This window comes from Teredinibacter purpureus (assembly GCF_014217335.1).
Classification (GTDB): Bacteria; Pseudomonadota; Gammaproteobacteria; order Pseudomonadales; family Cellvibrionaceae; genus Teredinibacter; species Teredinibacter purpureus.
Window position 1 is genome coordinate 1,806,640 of sequence record NZ_CP060092.1, and the last position, 19,249, is coordinate 1,825,888.

Annotated in this window: 14 protein-coding genes and 1 pseudogene; 8 read left to right on the plus strand and 7 right to left on the minus strand. The window is 45.7% G+C overall.

The features are described 5' to 3' along the window. Positions 1-93 precede the first annotated feature (93 nt). Complete coding sequence (locus tag H5647_RS07740) at positions 94-1,896, plus strand: glycoside hydrolase family 2 protein (protein ID WP_045857618.1); 1,803 nt, start codon at positions 94-96, stop codon at positions 1,894-1,896. 302 nt (positions 1,897-2,198) lie between these two features. Further along, positions 2,199-3,569, plus strand: coding sequence for a PTS transporter subunit IIC (locus tag H5647_RS07745; protein ID WP_045857620.1), 1,371 nt, complete (start codon positions 2,199-2,201; stop codon positions 3,567-3,569). Positions 3,570-3,598: 29 nt separating this feature from the next. On the opposite strand, the gene H5647_RS07750 is transcribed toward H5647_RS07745, so the two are convergent. Further along, positions 3,599-4,726: a response regulator gene (locus tag H5647_RS07750; protein ID WP_045857622.1), complete on the minus strand. Its 1,128-nt coding sequence runs from the start codon at positions 4,724-4,726 to the stop codon at positions 3,599-3,601. Between the two features lie 271 nt (positions 4,727-4,997). Between H5647_RS07750 and H5647_RS07755 the strand changes: the two genes are divergently transcribed. The 3 genes from H5647_RS07755 (at position 4,998) to H5647_RS07765 (ending at position 9,274) form a co-directional block, all read left to right on the plus strand. Next, positions 4,998-6,581, plus strand: a complete 1,584-nt coding sequence (locus H5647_RS07755) for an alkaline phosphatase (protein ID WP_045857623.1) — start codon at positions 4,998-5,000, stop codon at positions 6,579-6,581. A gap of 15 nt (positions 6,582-6,596) precedes the next feature. Further along, positions 6,597-8,381: an alkaline phosphatase gene (locus tag H5647_RS07760; RefSeq protein WP_045857625.1), complete on the plus strand. Its 1,785-nt coding sequence runs from the start codon at positions 6,597-6,599 to the stop codon at positions 8,379-8,381. A gap of 125 nt (positions 8,382-8,506) precedes the next feature. Then, positions 8,507-9,274 carry a hypothetical protein gene (locus tag H5647_RS07765; protein ID WP_052691933.1) on the plus strand — a complete coding sequence of 256 codons (768 nt, stop codon included), beginning with the start codon at positions 8,507-8,509 and terminating at the stop codon, positions 9,272-9,274. A 46-nt stretch (positions 9,275-9,320) separates the two neighbouring features. On the opposite strand, the gene H5647_RS07770 is transcribed toward H5647_RS07765, so the two are convergent. Next, a complete protein-coding gene (locus H5647_RS07770; protein WP_045857627.1) occupies positions 9,321-10,502 on the minus strand; it encodes a methyl-accepting chemotaxis protein in 1,182 nt (393 codons plus the stop codon). Between the two features lie 203 nt (positions 10,503-10,705). Between H5647_RS07770 and H5647_RS07775 the strand changes: the two genes are divergently transcribed. Next, positions 10,706-11,671 (plus strand): transglycosylase SLT domain-containing protein, encoded by a 966-nt coding sequence (locus H5647_RS07775; RefSeq protein WP_052691934.1) that lies wholly within the window; start codon positions 10,706-10,708, stop codon positions 11,669-11,671. Between the two features lie 371 nt (positions 11,672-12,042). Here H5647_RS07775 and H5647_RS22365 read toward each other — a convergent pair whose 3' ends face one another. Together H5647_RS22365 and H5647_RS07785 are read right to left on the minus strand one after the other, a co-directional pair. Continuing rightward, entirely contained in the window at positions 12,043-13,149 is a 1,107-nt protein-coding gene (locus H5647_RS22365) for a PKD domain-containing protein (protein WP_052691935.1), read from the minus strand. Positions 13,150-13,174: 25 nt separating this feature from the next. Beyond that, a complete protein-coding gene (locus H5647_RS07785) occupies positions 13,175-13,669 on the minus strand; it encodes a hypothetical protein (RefSeq protein WP_052691936.1) in 495 nt (164 codons plus the stop codon). Between the two features lie 758 nt (positions 13,670-14,427). Here H5647_RS07785 and H5647_RS07790 point away from each other — a divergent pair. Then, positions 14,428-15,270 (plus strand): MBL fold metallo-hydrolase, encoded by an 843-nt coding sequence (locus tag H5647_RS07790; RefSeq protein WP_236074824.1) that lies wholly within the window; start codon positions 14,428-14,430, stop codon positions 15,268-15,270. Positions 15,271-15,599: 329 nt separating this feature from the next. On the opposite strand, the gene H5647_RS07795 is transcribed toward H5647_RS07790, so the two are convergent. Both H5647_RS07795 and H5647_RS07800 read right to left on the minus strand, forming a co-directional pair. Beyond that, a complete protein-coding gene (locus H5647_RS07795) occupies positions 15,600-15,806 on the minus strand; it encodes a cold-shock protein (RefSeq protein WP_045857632.1) in 207 nt (68 codons plus the stop codon). 396 nt (positions 15,807-16,202) lie between these two features. Then, on the minus strand, positions 16,203-16,517 hold the full coding sequence (locus H5647_RS07800) for a VF530 family protein (protein ID WP_045857634.1): 315 nt from the start codon (positions 16,515-16,517) through the stop codon (positions 16,203-16,205). An 810-nt stretch (positions 16,518-17,327) separates the two neighbouring features. Between H5647_RS07800 and H5647_RS07805 the strand changes: the two are divergent. Beyond that, positions 17,328-18,497: pseudogene (locus H5647_RS07805) on the plus strand (glycoside hydrolase family 11 protein); the annotation flags it as partial. A 310-nt stretch (positions 18,498-18,807) separates the two neighbouring features. Here H5647_RS07805 and H5647_RS07810 read toward each other — a convergent pair. Next, positions 18,808-19,224, minus strand: coding sequence for a hypothetical protein (locus H5647_RS07810; RefSeq protein ID WP_045857637.1), 417 nt, complete (start codon positions 19,222-19,224; stop codon positions 18,808-18,810). Positions 19,225-19,249 lie beyond the last annotated feature (25 nt).

The following is a 19,249-nucleotide window of genomic DNA, read 5'->3' on the forward strand; positions in this document are numbered from 1 at the left end:
AAATCGAAACTAGTGGGTATTACCAAATGACGCCATAGATTTTCGATCTATGGCGTTTTTTTTAAGTAAAAAAATAATAATTAAGGGTTTGTAATGAGATTGTTTGTCGTTATCAGTTTTTTATTGCTGTATTCGTTACCAATCATGGCGATGGAATTAATTCAGAATACGCAAGGGCGAGAACACCTAAGTTTGGATGGTGATTGGCATATTATTGTCGACCCATATGAAAACGGTTTTTATGACCACCGGTACCGTGAATCCGCTAATGGTTATTTTCGTAACGCCAAACCCAAGGCGCTGTCTGATTTGATTGAATATGATTTTTCGGCTTCGCCAAAAATAACTGTTCCCGGAGACTGGAATTCCCAAAAAGAAAAATTATTTTTTTATGAAGGTACCGTTTGGTATTACAAAAACTTCACAGTAGAAAAAATTAAAGAAAAACGTTACGTGCTACATTTCGGCGCGGTGAATTACTCGGCGATTGTCTATGTAAATGGCGAAAAAGTCGGTCAGCATGAAGGCGGGTTTACGCCGTTTCAGTTTGATGTAAGTGATAACCTAAAGTCTGGTAAAAACTTTGTAGTCGTAAAAGTGGATAACACTCGAGCTCGGGATAACATTCCTACGGTTAATACTGACTGGTGGAATTACGGTGGCCTTACTCGGTCAGTTAAATTGTTAGCGCTTGATCGACAGTATCTTTCTGATTATAGCCTGCAACTGTCTAACGATGATAATCGTGAAATTGTAGGGTGGGTAAAAGTTACCAATGCTTCTTTGACGCATGAAGTGGTAACGCTGAAAGTGCCTGAGTTAGGTATAAATAAAACAATAACGCTAGGCGAAGCGGGTTATACAACGTTCAAGATTTCTGCGCAGCCGACTCTTTGGTCACCGGAAAACCCAAAACTTTATAACGTTGAATTCGTTTATAACGGTACTACCCTCGCCGATAAAATTGGTTTTCGCCATATTCGTGTCGAAGGTGAAAATGTTTTTCTAAATGACAAATCAATTTATTTTCGCGGTATAAGTCTTCACGAAGAAGCACCTAACCGAGAAGGCCGTGCGTGGAGTGAATACGATGCGAGGATATCGCTAACGCGAGCGAAAGCCTTGGGGGCTAATTTCATTCGTCTTGCACACTACCCTCATAACGAAAATATTATTCGCATGGCGGATGAGTTGGGTTTAATGGTGTGGTCAGAAATACCGGTATATTGGACCATTCAATTCGAAAACCCCCAAGTTTATACCAAAGCCGAACAGCAATTAAGTGAGATGATTAGCCGCGACAAAAACCGAGCGTCGGTGGTGTTGTGGTCGGTCGCTAATGAAACACCGAATCATCAGGATCGTTATGATTTTTTGAAAAAACTCATTAGTAAAGCCCGCGAGTTAGATAATTCACGATTGATCACGGCCGCGTCAGATACGCAAGCGGTTGAAGGACGATTACGAAAAATTGACGATCCTTTGGCCGGGCTAGTCGATGTCATTGGTATTAATACGTATTGCGGTTGGTACAGTGATAAGCCGAAAACCTGCCCTAGTTTACGCTGGCAGTCCGATTACAATAAACCAGTGATTATTAGCGAGTTTGGCGCTGGGGCCAAACATGGCCTACATGGTGATACCGATGAACGATGGACAGAAGAGTATCAAGCGGATGTTTACAAATACAATTTAGCTATGATTGATAAGATGCCGTTTGTTCGCGGGACAACACCGTGGATATTGGTTGATTTTCGCTCTCCTCGACGTCCTTTGCCTGCAATACAAGATTATTGGAATCGCAAGGGTTTACTGTCTGAGACCGGCGAGAAAAAGTTAGCATGGTTTGTACTGCATGATTATTATGCCGCTAAGGCTCAAATGGATTCGCCGTAATCTCTGACGGTACCTTTAAGCCTGCTTAAGTACATTGCGTCTAAAAGCCGGAAGAATATGCTCCGGTTTTTTTCACAACTATTAAGTACAGCTAAAGGAAAATTCAATAAATAAAATAAGAAACAGAAAGGGAGTATTCTGTTTTAGCTAAACCGAGAGAAACCCAGATTAAAGTGATAAAATTGATTGGATTAGGTTTTAGCGCATGATACTGGCCGTTATTTTTACATAGACGTAAATACTAAAAAAGCCAAACAGTACCGTTACAAAGCCAATTACCGCCCCGCGAGAAAGAGGTCGCTATGTTGCAGTCCATATTGGATGCATTTTTCAGTTTTAAAGCGTACGTTATGTTGCCCGCAATTATCTTTATAATTGCATTGTCTGTGCGCTTATCGGTCAAGAAATCATTAGTGAGTGCTATAGAGTTAGCCGTAGGCTTTGCCGGTGTTTTTATTGCATTTGATTTTTTCGTCGCGAATATTCAACCTGCGGTTGAACAATTATCGGTTATTCGAGGGTTAGATTTTACCGTTCTCGATGTTGGGTGGCCACCGCTAGCGGCGATAACGTGGGCATCACCTCTTGCGGCTATTTCTATTCCGCTCGTGTTAGTGTTGAACCTGGTTTTAATTGCGGTTGGGTTTACGCGCACCATTTATATTGATATTTGGAATTATTGGCACTTTGCATTTTTGGGCGCGTTAGTGATGAATGCCTCGGGCAGCCTGCCATTAGGCTTGGCCGCTACAGCATTGTTAGCCATATATTGTTTTAAATTAACGGAGTGGACGGCGCCAGATGTAGAGCGCGAGCTGGGTTTAAAAGGTGTTTCTGCATCACCGGTTTCGGTAAACGGAATCGTACCTTATACCGCGTTAGTTGATGCGCTCTTTGATCGTATTCCTGTGATTAAAAACATTAATTATAACCCTAGCCGAAAGCTTGAGCGAGAAGATGCCGGTGGTGATACCACCAGTTATTTGGATTTGCTTAGCGAACCTATGGTTATAGGCGCTTTAATGGGGTTAGCCTTAGCCATAGCTGCGGGTTACGATGTTAAACAAAGCCTAGAGTTAAGTGTTCACATTGCTGCGGTAATGTTTATATTACCCAAGTGTGCAGGCTTAATTGGCGAAGCCATGATTCCAATAACACAGGCTTTGCGTGCGCAAGTTGAAAGATACTTCCCTCACCGTAAAAATTTAGTGGTGGCTCTTGATACTGGTTTTCTTCTGAGCCATAAATCGGTGATCGTGACAGGGCTAATTCTTATGGCGCTAGCGATTATTATTGCGCTCTTTTTACCCGGTAATCAGGTGCTACCGCTGGGCGATTTACCTAATCTCATTTCGGTGATGTCAATATCGGTATTGATGTTTAGAGGGAACGTGTTTCGAGCGGTATTAGCGGGTATCCCCGTTATTGTAAGTTTTTTACTGATCTCGACACACTTGGCCCCTAAATATACAGCGTTGGCCGCACAAACGACCGCGTTTGAGCTGGATAATGTAGGGCTTATTACGGCATTCACCGATGGAGGCCATCAAGTGCGGGCTATCTTTTTCTATCTATTTCAGGGCGATGGAATTGCCATAGGGTTGTCTGTGGTGTTGCTGTTGTCGATGCTGTTTGTGCGTAGGCGATGGCAAAGGCTGGAGCGCCATTGCTAATGTATTCTGGTGACGAAATGAAAAACACGTTATTTTTCGGCTAAAATAGCCAGCTCGTCGACGAATCCGTGAAAGGTTGTTTCAATTTTATCGCTATACTTGGAGAGCCCGTTCATTTCTAGAACAGCGGCATCTATTGCTGACAATATCGCTTGCTCTTGATCCTCTGCGAGGCCGAAACTAAAAATGGTCGCTTCTATTTTTTGATTAATAGAAGTCAGTATTGTATGTGTGCTGGCCTTTTGTTTTTCGACCAGCGTTTCAATGTTCGCCAGTTTTTCACGGCTGTTATTCAATACAGAGCGTAACCCTTGGCTGCGTTCGTCTTCCAATTGATGTTCTATCTCAAGCGCTTTACAGCGAGCTTCCGTGCCAGCGATAAGGGCCGTAAGGTTATCTTTTATTCGGCCGTAATCATCGGCTTTGTTGAGAGGCATATTTTTGACCAGTATAGATATTCGCGATTCGTTTATGAGCGTACGCGAACCAAAATCTAATATTTTTTCGCCACGGTGAAAGCGTTCGAATACTTTTTCTTCTATAGAGCCTTTGGCACATTTTATTAAACGTTTTTCAAAGTTAAGTGAAAACAGTAAGCTGCAATTTAGCCCAAATGTTGCGGTGGTATTAAGTAATTCAGCTGCGAGCGTGTCGACTGTTTTACAGCGATAGCTCGCTTGTAAAAATTGAATGATATTGCCCAGTTCAGCGCTATTGGTCATTGCCTGAAACGCCGTATGCATGGCTTCTTTAGCTTGTTTTTCTATTTCTTTAGATTTAACTTTTTGTTCCAAAACCCGTATTACAACGTCTTCTATCGCATCGTCTTCAAATGGTTTCGTAATGTAATCTTCGGCTCCGGCTTCGTAACCCCTAAGCCGTTCTTCAGTACTGTCTAATGCAGAGACAAAAACAACCGGTGTGTGCGACAGCGTTGGGGATTTATTGATTGTTCGGCACACGTCAAAGCCGTTAATACCGGGCATGTTTGCATCAAGCAATATCAAATCAATGTCAGTCTCCGCCAGTGTGTCCAAGCAGGCCTGACCTGATTCAACTAATACGAGTGTGTAGTCTTCTTGGAGTATGTCTTCAAGAAGGTCGCGATTGTCTCTGTTGTCGTCGACTATCATTAACGTGAGTGATTGATCAGCCATTCGGTATCGTCCAAAGAATCTACACGGCGGAGTGAAAAGTGTAGTTCAAAGTTGGCCATGTTGACCCTCTCTGATGCAAGGCGGGTTGGCGTGTAATAAATATTTAATATAAAAACGCCACGTTAGCAGCATTTCTGCAATATCACTGTCATCCCTTAGCCGTAGCTTACGGCCTTACAGTTTTCCACTTGGCTCTCAATGTCACTAACGTATAGGAGGGCGAGTTGTGAATAAGTCATTTACGCTACAACTTATTTTTAGGGGTGAAAGGATGAAAGTAAAAAGTCTCGCGGCCATAACGGCGGCCCTTGTCGCAGTTACCGCAAGTGCTTTTGGTCAGGTTCTGCCAGCATCACAAACCAGCAATCGTTGGTTTACGGATGCAGAAACAAGCCTAAACAGCAAAAATGCACGCACGCAAACGAACGTTGCTAAAAACGTTATTGTTTTTGTGGGCGATGGTATGGGCATTTCTACACTCACGGCTGCGCGCATACTCGATGGCCAGATGGAGGGGCGTTTAGGGGAGGAAGGTTTTCTTAGCTTTGAGACGTTTCCCTACACGGCCTTAGTGAAAACCTACAACGTAGATGCACAAACGCCGGACTCAGCCGGCACAATGACGGCGATGATGTCAGGCATTAAAACAGATGTTGGCGTGATTGGCGTGGATGAGGATATTGAGCGAGGAAATTGCGCAACTGTTTCGGGTAACGAAGTGGTAACGGCGCTGGAGTGGGCTGAACTAAAAGGCCTTTCGACGGGCATTATTTCAACCGCGCGCATCACGCATGCGACACCAGCGGCTACCTATGCAAAATCGGCCGATAGAAACTGGGAAGATATCTCGGATATGCCGGTTTCGGGCATTGAAGGCGGCTGCGAAGATATCGCCTCGCAATTAGTTAACTTCGAGGCGAATCTAGAGGGGCGTTTTGACGGTTCTGACGTTGATGGCATTGAAGTGGTGATGGGGGGTGGCCGTCGTCATTTTTTACCTAAGGATGAGGCCGCCAATAGTGCTGACGCGGTGAGCAGTGTTGAAGGTGATCGAACCGATGGCCGCAATTTGATCACTGAATGGGAAGCGCACTATGTCAATGGACATTACATTTATGACCAAGCAGGCTTCGATGCAATTGACGCAGCAACGGCGGAGCGAGTATTTGGATTATTCAATGAATCGCACATGCAATACGACGCGGATCGCGTAAATGATATTGCCGGCGAACCCTCAATTGCACAAATGACCACGAAGGCGATAGACCTGCTCGACAATAATGAAAAGGGTTATTTTCTGGTGGTGGAGTCGGGTCGAATCGACCACGGACATCATGCGGGTAGTGCTTATAACGCCCTAACCGACACCCTCGCGTTTGCCGATGCCGTACAAGCGGCCATTGATGCAACCGATTCGTCGGAAACGCTCATTCTTGTCACGGCCGATCATAGCCACGTATTCACGATTGCGGGCTACCCCAAACGCGGTAACCCCATACTCGGTAAAGTGGTCGGTGTCGGTGCTTCAACACCTGCGCTTGCCTCGGATGGAATGCCTTACACAACCCTCGGTTATACCAATGGTAAAGGATTTGCCGATTTAACGAGTGAAACCGACGCCGATGCGCGCTATGGCTTGCCTAATGAAAATGGACGAGTCGATCTTTCCAGTGTGGATACCACCACAAGGGGGTATCACCAAGAAGCGGTTATTCCTCTGGGGTCGGAAACGCACGCAGGTGAAGATATTACCTTGCATGCATACGGCCCTGGCGCATACAAAGCGCAAGGCGTAATCGAGCAAAATGTTGTGTTCCATATTATCCGCGAAGCCCTTGGGCTAGACGCACACTAACGGGGAGAACGTGATATGAATAATGTAAAAATTGCACTGCTAAGTGCGGTAATTGTTAGCCTCGTTGCCTGTAGTGGTGATGATGGTCGCAATGGCGACAATACGCTCATCGATAAAACGACGTTAGAACTAGGGGATAGCCATTGCCCGGCCGGTGGCCTTCAAATTGATACCGGTTTAGATACCAACGCGAACGGAAGTCTAGACAGTTCAGAATTGGCCGACACCCACTATTTATGCCTACCCTATGACGCGGACGATTTCGACATGCTGGCGAACACGCGAGGTAATCGCTGGTATAAAGCAGGGGCTGCTACAACGGCTAACGCTTCTGGTTACACCACAGCAGTGGGAGCGGCCAAAAACGTTATTTTATTTGTAGGCGATGGCATGGGTGTTTCCACGGTTACGGCTGCTCGTATTTTAGAAGGCCAGTTAAAAGGCATGCTGGGCGAAGAAAACGTATTGAGCTTTGGCGAATTTCCATTTTCGGGTTTAGCGAAAACCTATAATGTCGACGCCCAAACACCCGATTCAGCGGGTACCATGACCGCGATGATGAGTGGTGTAAAAACCGACGTTGGCGTTATTGGTGTTGACGAAAATATCGTGCGAGGTGATTGCTCCACCGTTGCGGGCAATGAGCTAGTGACGGCATTGGAGTTAGCCGAAATAGCGGGAAAATCGACGGGTATTATCTCTACCGCGCGTATTACGCACGCAACGCCGGCGGCAACTTACGCAAAATCTGCAGATCGAAATTGGGAAGATAATTCCGATATGCCCACTGCTGCAGTTGATGCCGGTTGTGACGATATTGCCTCTCAGTTAGTTAGCTTCGAAAGTAACTTGGAAGCGCTTTACAGCGGCTTAGATGTCGACGGTCTTGAAGTTGTGCTGGGCGGTGGGCGTCGTCATTTTCTGCCAAAAGACGCCTCTTACAATAGCCCAGATGCCGTGAGCAGTATAGAAGGGGATCGTACCGACGGCCGTGATCTAACTGCGGAATGGCAGGCCACCTACGCCGATGGCGTTTATGTGTATGACAAAACAGGTTTCGATACGGTCAATACTGAGACTACCGAGCACCTCTTCGGTTTGTTTAATGAATCACATATGCAATATGAAGCCGATAGGGTCAATGATATTGCGGGTGAGCCTTCCATTTCAGACATGACAGAAACAGCCTTGGCTATTTTGGATAATAACGAATCCGGTTATTTCTTGATGGTTGAAGCCGGTCGTATCGATCACTCACACCACGCAGGAAATGCCTATGGAGCATTGGCCGATACTATAGCGTTTGCTAAAGCGGTGTCTAAAGCGGTTGAAATGACCAATGCCGAGGATACGCTCATAATTGTGACGGCTGATCATGGGCACGTGTTTACCATTGCGGGTTACCCGAAACGTGGCAATCCAATACTGGGCAAGGTTGTTGGTGTTGGTCGCAATGCACATACCTTGGCCTCGGACGGTATGCCATACACCACCGTTGGTTATACCAATGGACGAGGGATGCGTAATTTTGGTGACAACACAAACCCAGATGCAACATACAACGAAAATGCCAATGCGGGGCGGCAAGATTTATTATGGGTAGATACTCAAGCGCCGGGGTATCACCAGGAATCATTGGTACCTACAAGTTCAGAAACGCATTCGGGTGAAGATGTTGCAATCTATGCACAAGGCCCTGGTGCGCCCTTGCTCACCGGTACCAACGAGCAGCACATTATTTTTCATGTAATGAACTATGCCGCAAACTTGGTTGGGCTGGCTGAGACGGCGCTCGAATAAACTGTTAATACATTTATTTATAGGGGCCTTAATGGCCCCGTTTTGTATCGTGAATACCGTGTTATGTTTGAAAAAAAACAAGCGAATAGTAGCGGTAATTACTCAAGCTTTAAAAAGGAAAAGAAGTGAAAAAGACTGTTACTTACGTCACTAAAATTAGTCACGCGGTAATTTCTTTACTGTTGGGTGTGCTTGCGACTGGCCTGCAGGCCGCCGAAAACCCGTGTGCTCAAATATCCGCTTTTGGCGCGATCTATTCGCTAGTTAAAACGGCTCCAGCAATAGAGGGGGCTATTGAAACGCCCATTGAATCAACCTTTGCTTTGTGGCGAAGGCAAGGCCAAGTGGCGCATGACTATCGCGATCGCAACATCACGTTGCTGTGGAATAAAACATCGAATAATCGCCTGCGTGCAGTACAAGCATTTAATGCTCACGAACGTTCAATTGAGTACGAGGCGCACCGGCAAGGTGATCTAAATAGCTGGCAGAATAAGCGCCAGTTTTTTAGCGAGCAACTGATGCAGTCGATGACGTTAATCAAGCGTGAAGGCACTTATTGCGCGCAAAAAGAAATGTATAGTAGCGATGAGCATGGGCAAACATTATTGCTCGAATGGCTGCCTGCAATGCAAGTAGTGAGTTACTACAGCGCGAAGACAACACAAGGCATGATCGAATGGCGGTTGGATGACATCATAACGGACCGTACCATTATTAACGCAGCCTTTGCCCAGTGGGAAGGTTACGCCTCAACGGACTATGCCGACATTGGTGATAATGAATCAGACCCGTTTCTGCTAAACATGATAAACCTCGGGTTTATCGAGCACGGTTCGAACGGGTTTTATACTGCAAGTGGTCAAAGTATGGGTACGTCGCACGCTCACTAATGGGGTAAGCCATGTGTAGACGAACGCCCCATTAAAATCCTAACGACTAAGGTTTTCCGAGTTTAAAGGTAACAATGTCAACATTAAGCCCCAGTGCTACATTCGAAAGTTCGCTGGCTTTGTTTTTAAGCTCGGACAATTCATCGCGGCTGGCGCGGCTAGCTGCACTTATTTGATCAATATCGCGGGTTAGGTTATCCACGCTACTGGCGTTTTGCCCTACGGCAGAAATTAGCTGACCGATACGGTCTTGAATGGAATGAATGGCCAGCCCTGCTTGCTCCACGACAGAGTGAGAGGTACTAACAGATTGTTCCGTTTGATTCGATTGCTCCGCCATATGATGGGCTTGCTGCACAACAATATCGACTTCTTGCTGCAAGGTAATAACTGTGGTGCGAATTTCACCCGTGGCGGTTTGGGTGCGCCTAGCGAGATCCCTTACTTCATCCGCAACGACGGCAAAGCCTCGGCCCATCTCGCCCGCGCGCGCGGCCTCAATGGCTGCATTGAGCGCGAGAAGGTTGGTTTGTTCTGCAACGCTATCAATAATAGCGGTAACTTCGCCAATCTTAGAACTCTTCTCTTCTAGAGATTTTAGCTTAGCAACGGTTGTACTCATTTCTTCTGACTGCGTTTGAACACGCAGGGTCAAATCTCGGGTGACGTTTTCAAGATCGTCTAGCTGTTGAATAAGCAACACTAGGGCTTTGTCTGCGTCTCCAGAGGTGGATTTTAGCTGCCCCGATATGTCATTCACCGTATTGAAATGTTTGATTAAGCCCGTGCAAATATGCTCGGCATTTTCGGTTAAACCTGACGCTTTATTGATTCCTTGGTGGAGTTGTGACTCCATCGCCAGCAAATATTGGGCGTTTTTGCGAATATTGATGACAAATTGATAGAGGTTATCGGCCATAACGTTGACGCTTGTTACTATCTCGCCGACCACGTCTTCACTGACAATGGTGCTGCGTTGAGAGAGGTCTTTGGCGCTAATAGCTTGGGCTATATGAGAGACCTCACTTAGCTTGACCAGCAAATAGTTTTTCAGCAGCCAATAATTGGTTATACCTATAATGGCGCCAGCGACTAAGCAGCCAAGCGAAAACCAAATTTTCATACCCGCTTTGTATTCAACAAAAATAGACGCATAAAACGGGAAAATGAGTCCCATAGTAAGCCCAAAACCGATGAAAATGAGAAAGATTTTACGCAAAATACTCATAGGAGACACTCCCTTAGGGCTCCAGTGTTTTCTTTAAGCATAGCAGCTGATCGCTTATCAAAATCAGTCTCGTTAGCGAGTATTTTGGTGTGCGCTCAACCCGCTTTAACGGGGTGTTTAATCACAAATAAGCAATGGTATCTACCGTGATTCGCGAGTTGTATACTGTGTAATTAGTGCCAAAATGGGTTGGGAGAAGTTTTTTGCGCCATGTTTTACCTTTAAATGCCAAGGCTTTGCAGCCGGGCATAGTTTGCCTAGTCACGTTGTTTCTGGTGCTCCTCCCTTCGCCGGCATTCTCTGACAAAGAGGTCAATGCGTCAGTGCCCGCCGACGTACTCGAATTTTCCTATCCAGCGTCTTCCGATTCTTTTTATCAGCAGCGAAATGATTACTTCGTACAAATGCTCACGTTAGCCCTTGAGCGCAGCGGCAGGGCCTATAGTATTAAGCCCGTAGCAGTTGCGACCATGAACGAAAAACGCAGTAAAATTTTTATAAAATCTGGGCGCTACAATACGCACTGGATGCTCACCAACAATGAATCTGAAAATGAATTGCTACCCGTTCGCATACCGCTTTACAAAGGGTTGATCGGTTGGCGGTTATTAGCCATTCACAAATCTCAACAAGACCGTTTCGCAAAAATCAATAAAGTTGAAGAGTTAAAAGCCCTTACTGCAACGCAAGGATTAGGCTGGCCAGATGTTAGCATTCTACAAGCCCATGGTTTTACATTGCGCTTAGGCGTTGAATGGAATAGCCTCCTGGAACTTATGTCAACACAGCGTGTGGATTACATGCCTCTAGCGGTTAATGATATTTGGTCCACGACAGAAAGGCTGCACAAAAAAAATCTCGTAGTAGAAAATCATCTCGTACTTCATTATCCCTCGGCCTATTATTTTTTCTTGGATAAAACGTTAACTGAACATGCAGCAGCGCTTTCAGCCGGTTTGAATAACGCCATTGCAGACGGCTCTTTCGATCGATTATTTCAGAAGAAGTTTGGTGACGTCATTACACATTCTAAGTTAAATCAACGACGTGTACTAAAACTCAACAACCCCCTCATACCCATACGGACACCGTTACGAGTGCCCTCGTTATGGTTTAGCCCGCAAGCGCCAGCTAAAGACAACTTAGGTTATGGGGCCTCCGCTATTTAATCGTTAAGGAAACGCTGATTAGGTCGCCAATTTTGGCATAACACATAAAACTATTCTTTTAGCGTTCATTATGGATCCGCTATCATTTTCTGAAACCGAATATACCGCCAAAAAATGCAGAACACGTCGAGAGACGTTTGTTAAATAGATGGGTACGCTGGTTCTATAGAAATAATTGGAAAATACAATCCGTCTGCGTTCAGTACGGCCCTCGGGCATGTCGTAGTGAATTACTTTTTTTATTGTTTTTTCAGGCTATTGGTTTGTAGCATAGATGTTATCGAACGCAATACTACGCGTAGTTCTGGCCGTGCGAGTATTGCGTTAGGTCGGTTTTTTCTTTATAGCTAATACACAAACTGCGCGTGTGATTATTCAGTTTGCCTCGTGACATAAATGTCACGTCCAAATATATCGGTATCACCACTCTGATCTGTTACTGTTAGGGTAACGTTGTAGTTTCCAGCTTGCGTATAGGTGTGGGTGGGGTTTTCTTGAGTGGATTGGTTGCCGTCGCCAAAATCCCACAACCATTGTGTTACCTGACTCGTACTGCGGCTATCATCGGTAAAGGCGGCCGTTAACGATTCGAGCGTAGCAATATAATGACTGAGTACCCCTTCTTCAAATAATTGTATTTTTACCGTTTTAAATGCATCGCTAACGTCGCTTGCTGGCCAGCCTGCGGAGGCAGCTTGTTGTTGAACACATTCAGCCGCGAGAGTAAGTGTGGTGTTGGGAAGCCAGCACTGTCTGGCTGCGCTTATATACACTCGGTACGTTTCTTCCAGCCCCCAGTTTTGAGATAATAAGTAAAACGGATAAGTGATCATACCGATTCGCTTATAATAGTTATCGCCGGCTTCGGCATAATCTAATGCACTGGGGATGGCGCCGTATTCAGTGACTATGTGATCCAGTGTGCGCACGTTACCGGCGGATTCTTCTCCGTGAACCCAGTTATCTTCACTGCTCGTCCATTCGTATTTCGCCATTACCCCAGATATATCCCCAAAGGCTTCATGCAATGTGCGGGCATCTTGGCTGAGCTCGGTACCGAATACTTTTAAGGGGGAAATACGACCCAGCACACCATGACCAATCTCATGAGCAATAAGGTCTAGTGTCGCCAGAGAGTAGTGTGTTGCATAGCCATCGCTAAAACTGGCGTAAGCACCGTCCCAGAATGCTTTTATATCGATTTCGTTACCGTAGTGAACACGCAAACGTATTTTGTCCTCTAGTGGGGGTTCGCCTAAATATTTTAAAAACGTATCGTATACCATGGTGCCGTAAAACATGGCGTCGTTGAGGGTGGAGTAGGTCCAGGTGCCTATGTCGTCGGTAATGTCACGGTATGTATTGATTGGGTTTGCATCGCACACAAACGAATAGGCTGGGAATGCTGCTTCACTTACAGTGTTGGGGCTACCTGTCGTTGTCTTTGTTTCCCATGCGGTATCTTTACTGTTGTCCATATCGGTAACGCTCACTAAGCCATTATCAAATGTTTTGTAAGGCGGACCTTTCTATTTGGATATGTGGGCGGGTATCGCCGTAATACCAGTGCATTTGTTCGTTACCACCGGGGCCAGCCAAATGCGTGTTACCGGTGAAGTCGTGAAACGCGATGAGTTGTCCCTCGATAGACATGCCTGCACTGTTGGTGGGGTGCACAAGTACTGCAGTTGCTCCTTCTGGAATCGTGCTATCGATTAATGTAGCGAGCTGGTAGCCTGCAACCGAATTCGGTTCATTCCAAGGTTCTCCAATAGGGTTGCCTGCATTGTCTGCCCAATACACGGTTAAAGATGACGCTCGTGTGGAGTCGGTGGGGCTTGGTGAGGGCGCATTGATTACGGCTGTAACACTGAGTAGACCGCGCTCACCGTTTGTATCCCGTATGGTGGCATAGCTAATGTTGTTGGTGGGTATGCCGGTGGTCGGGTTGGGTTCCGGCTCTGGCGTAGGTACTGGGGGCAGATTGTTAGATGGCACGCCTCCCGAGCCGCCGCATGCACTGGTTAGCGCGCAACTGAGTAATAAAGTGGATAAAAGGATGTTCTTACAATGAATCACGGGGTATACCTGTCGGGTGTTGGGCGAGGTTATTCTAATATATGCGGTGAACTTTGCAAAAGATGTTGATAGGTTATTCAGAAGCCCTTTGGTTGTTTTTTCGGCGCAGCTAATAGGTTACCGGGTTCTTCAAGATGGCCTTACGGCACAGAATGTAAAACCATAACCCAAGCCAGAATTGGACAGGTCTCTCTTGAGGTTACTCCGTTTTGTCACCGTTATATAGGTTGTGTTCGGCGGGCGTATTGGCGTATGTGGGAATGAGTAACCACTACCATTAGTAGATGGATCGATCGTATCCAGCATTTTAGTCAGTATTATGCTTCTAGCGCTGGAAGTGGACAAAAATTAAAAGCCTACGCTGAATTGTTTTGGCGAGCGTGGTACAAGCGTTTGTTCTTCTGCTGCGTAGGCTTACTGATCAGAGCCGGTATGTTTTGTCATTGCTGTTTTACTGTGAGTTTTTATCGTGGCAGATCTGTTACGGGTCTCAGGCATAAGGAGTCTTTCTCTTTGTGATAGATCGGCCAATTTTGTGAAATTGTGATTAGTGAAGCCTACATGCACGCTATGTTCACCCTTTATGCGTAGACTCTGTGCTCCCCTATAACCCCCTATGGAGTTTAATGATGAGAAGGTGCTTAACATTTGTAGTTTTATGTATAGCCGGTACAACGATGTCCTCTGCGTGGAGTGCTGACGAAATTACCTTTAGCACATCAGAAATCACGGATAACCTTTACCTGATCGAAGGGCAGGGCGGTTTCGCTGGCGGTAATATGGTGTTGTCTGTGGGTGACGACGGTGTTGTTTTAATTGATGACAGCATGCCGCCACTGCTAGATAAGCTGAAAGCCGCAATTCGTGATGTTAGTGAGCGCCCTGTGGATTTTTTGATAAATACTCATATGCACGGCGATCATACTGGTAATAACGCCGCCTTTGGTAGCGGTATTACCCATGTTGTCGGGCATGAAAATGTGCGTGAGAGAATGAAACACGCCGAAATCGATACGCCGGAAGGAAAAAAGCCTACACCGAAAGCGGCGTTGCCTGTGATTACGTTTTCTGAAGAAATTCATTTTCACCTGAATGGAGATCGCGCTCGAGTGGTACATTTAGCTGATGCACACACGGACGGCGATGCCATTATCATCTTTGAGAAACACAATGTGATTCATGCTGGCGATATATTCTTCAATGGCTTATTTCCGTTTATCGATTTGAATAACGGGGGGTCGGCAAAAGGGTATTTGGCGGCGCAGCAAGCTATTTACGCTGAGGCGAATGAGAGCACCGTGATTGTGCCGGGCCATGGGCCGATAGCAAAGCGTAGCGATTTAAAAAAGAGTATTAAAATGCTGTCTCAGGCGATATCTAAGGTGTCAGCGCTGAAAGACAGCGGTAAATCACTAGACGAGGTTATTGTTCTTAACCCGCTTAAAACGTTTCATAAGGATTGGGACTGGGGGTTTATCTCGACAGAAAAGATGACTCGTACGTTATATCAAGACTTATAGCGGGAGGCTTTAACACTCCCAATAGGAAAGCCGAGTATTACCGTTGAGGTTGCTCGGTTTTTTTACGTCTGCTCTTGGGGCTGTGTGAGATAGCGGGCTGTATGCCGTAACGGTCAGCAGGTAAACGTGCAGAAGAAATATAATGATAGATTGGTGATGAAGGTTAGATAGTAAGGGAGCGGCGGAGCTTAGAGTGGCTCGCAGGCGCTGTGCAGGGGGGTGTTTGTGTCTAGCAGAAGGGATAAACGCCGCTAGCACGATCTTTAGCAAGCTAAAGATCAGCCCGTTAGTCTGGGCGGCTGTGGCTAGCGTTGTATTCTAAATCAGTCTTACAACGGACGAACGTTGTTGGCACATGGGCCTTTCTGACCTTGGCCTACTTCGAACTCAACCGCTTGGCCGTCATTCAGTGTAGCGAAACCGCCGCCAGCCTGAATTTCAGAATGGTGAACAAATAAGTCTTTGCTTCCATCTTCTGGTGCTATAAAACCGAAACCTTTATCTGCGTTGAACCACTTTACCGTTCCTTTACTCATACTCTGCTCTTTATCTTATAAGTGAAAAATAAATTTCTGTTTGTACTATCACCATCATACAAACAGATTTTGAATGATCTATGCCGACGCGAACCGAAGTTTGACAGGGTACGCGTAAATACCTCAAGCATGCAAACACAGGGTTCAGAGCGCTTTCGGGTATTCTCGGGCGTCTGACCTAGGTATTCTTACCTAAAGTTGATCGTATTACCACCAACAGCTTGGATTACTGTACTTTTTGTCGCTAATAGCACGTTATTTTAGGCTAAATAAGAAAAATAGCGATATTAACTTCGGATTATTTGCTGATTTTAACGCATCAACGGTTCCCATGGATAGTGCTGATGCCGTTAGAGTTACCTTCTGGCGTGTTTATTGTTGTACACGAAAAACGGATTATGAAGGTTTTTTCCACGAAAATGGAGGTGCAGAGGTAGGAGGTGTGCTTTGCTTCGCGTCTTTAGGGCGGCTTTTGGCGCTCTCCTTAACACTACCCTTAACGGTTGCAACGTACAACTCTTCAACTTTTTCTCGTGCCCATAAGGTTTTACGCAAGAATGTTAAAGAAGATTTAACGGAGGGGTTGCTCTTGAAACAGTTAAGGTTTATTCGTTCGGCTAGGCCTTTCCATCCATAGTGTTCAACAAGGTGGGTGACGATTTTCTCCAGCGTTACGCCGTGTAACGGATCCAACTTTTGCTTATCTTTCATAGCCACTGACGCCTAAAGTAGGCTTTTATGGTCTCATGCCTTCTCTTCCACGTCTATATAGGCGTTTTAATACTCTCGCCTTATTGCGGCATCTACGTACCGGTACTTTCGTTTTCGCGGTGATTTGACGGTAGGGGTGTGTCGCTTCTACCAGGCGTCGGTCGACCACGTTATGACAAAAGAGTATTCGTGCGCCTACACGTTTTTTGGCCTGATCGGGCATTCAGTAGGTTGAAATGCCAAGAGTGAATAAGCGGGTGTCGAAAAATTAAAAGGGAGCAGCGACGGGTGTGCCGTTAGTGAGTGCCTCAACCTCATTTTGGGTGGGAGTGAAATCTTGTTTTTGGTTGAAGATAGCGGAGGAATTATTTTTTCGTGGGAAAGGTTAAAGATTGATGATGATGTTACCTATACATTTCTAACCCACTAACTATAAAAAAACAATCGAAGTTAGTCGACTTTAAGCAACATATTGGTATATGGATTACACCCAAATAGTATTAATGACAATATGCTTAATGTTCGATTGACAATACCCAGTTGCGGTTCTATACGAACAGTATCGACGTTGTTACGCCGTTATTAAAAATAACAGCAAGGCCGTGTAACGCTCGATAACATCGCCTGTTTGCAATTAACAGGTTATGCCTTCCTGCAGCCCTTCTTCCTCTATCCGTGGCATTGGTTGATAGGCGTTATTTGGAGAAAAATAATGAAAATGACCAAGATGAAATTGCATTGTCGCAGAGGAACAATATCCCGTTGTTCTTTATTTCGTTCAATTCTTACATTTGTACGAGGAGAGTTTCTATGATTTTACGTAGCCTTAACAAAATTTCGGTAGATGTAAAAACCGCAGTAACCGCTCTTGTTTGTGCTGCGGCACTGTGTGTGCCAATCGCCAATGCTCAAACTTTAACATCAAACCAAACGGGTACCCATGGTGGCTATTACTACTCTTTTTGGAGTGATGGTGGCGGGTCCGTTTCCTTTACGCTCGGTAATAACGGTAATTACAGTTCAAGCTGGAGTAACGTTGGCAACTGGGTAGGCGGTAAAGGTTGGCAAACCGGTGGGCGAAAAACCGTTAATTATTCGGGTAGCTATAGTGCCAATGGTACAAGTTATCTTGCGCTTTATGGTTGGACAAAAAATCCTCTTGTTGAATATTACGTGGTTGAAAATTGGGTGAATTACAATCCAAGTTCTGGCGCAACCAGGCTAGGGACCATTAATAGTGATGGCGGTACTTATGATATTTACCGTACTCAACGTGTTAACCAACCGTCAATCGAAGGTACTGCAACGTTTTATCAATACTGGAGTATTCGTCAGCAGAAGCGCACCAGCGGAACCATTACTACCGGTACCCACTTTGACGCTTGGACGAGTGCAGGCCTGCAAATGGGTAGCCATGACTACATGGTGATGGCGACGGAAGGCTATCAAAGCAGTGGTAGTTCAAATATCACGGTGAGTGAAGGTGGTGGTAATAACTCTAGCGTTAGCAGTTCTAGCTCTTCATCCAGCTCATCTAGCTCTTCTACCGGTGGCAGCGGCAGTATTGTGGTACGCGCTCGCGGAACCAATGGCGATGAGCATCTTAATCTGATTATTGGGGGCAACGTGGTGCAAGGCTGGACCTTGAGCACTAGCGATCAAAACTATACTTACAACGGCGGTGCGACAGGCGATATTCAGGTTGAATTTGATAATGATTCTTCTGATCGTGATGTTGTACTTGATTACATTATTGTCAATGGCGAGACGCGACAAGCTGAAGATATGGAGTACAACACGACAACGTATGACGGCGAGTGTGGTGGCGGTTCTTATTCAGAAAATATGCACTGCAGCGGAGTGATTGGCTTTGGCGATACCGGCGGTTCGAACAACTCAAGTTCCTCCAGCAGCTCCTCAAGTAGTTCGTCAAGCAGCAGTTCTTCACAAGGCGGCAGCGGGTGTCAATGTAATTGGTACGGTAGCTCCTATGCCACCTGTGATAACCAGAGCACTGGTTGGGGATGGGAAAATTCGGCTAGCTGTATTGGTTCGGATACGTGTAATGACCAATACGGTGATGGCGGCGTAGTCTGTAATTAGTTGTAGGTCATTAATTGAAGCTAAAGGCTTAGGTTATTTTCCTATGATCGTGTTGCGAGTAAAGCGACGTTAGGCTCAATCCTACGCCTCTCATGCGTTCCTCAAAAAGCCGGCGTTTGACAACGCTGGCTTTTTTATGGGTAAACGAATAGCAAGGGTGCTTAGAGGTCTTGGGTAACTCTAACGATTAAGCAACAGTGGTTGTTGCGGCCATTAGAACAAGGACCGCATGGGGGAAGGCTATAGTGGGTCTCAGTGCTTGTTGAGCGTAGGCGCGTATTAAGCCAAGAGTATTTGGGCGGTTTTTGTCGAATTCCGTATTAAATTGAAAAGCGGTTAAGGGTGATTTGTTGAGCAAGCCGTGTTCAATGGCCAATAGTCGGTCTTCAATACGGGACTGAAATGTTTTCCAAATGGCATCTTGCGCCCACACCATGAGCAAAATGGCGATCAAGAGTGGGTTAAGCGTGCCGAATAAATAGGCCGCACTGAATACCGTAATATTCACAAGTTTTATGATGAGAGAAAATTTTTCATAGCTATCAAACTGATTCTGCAAAAGAGACCATTCATGTTCAATGGCAGACATTGTTACGCTACTCATGGGGTTTAACCTATTTGTTAAAAGG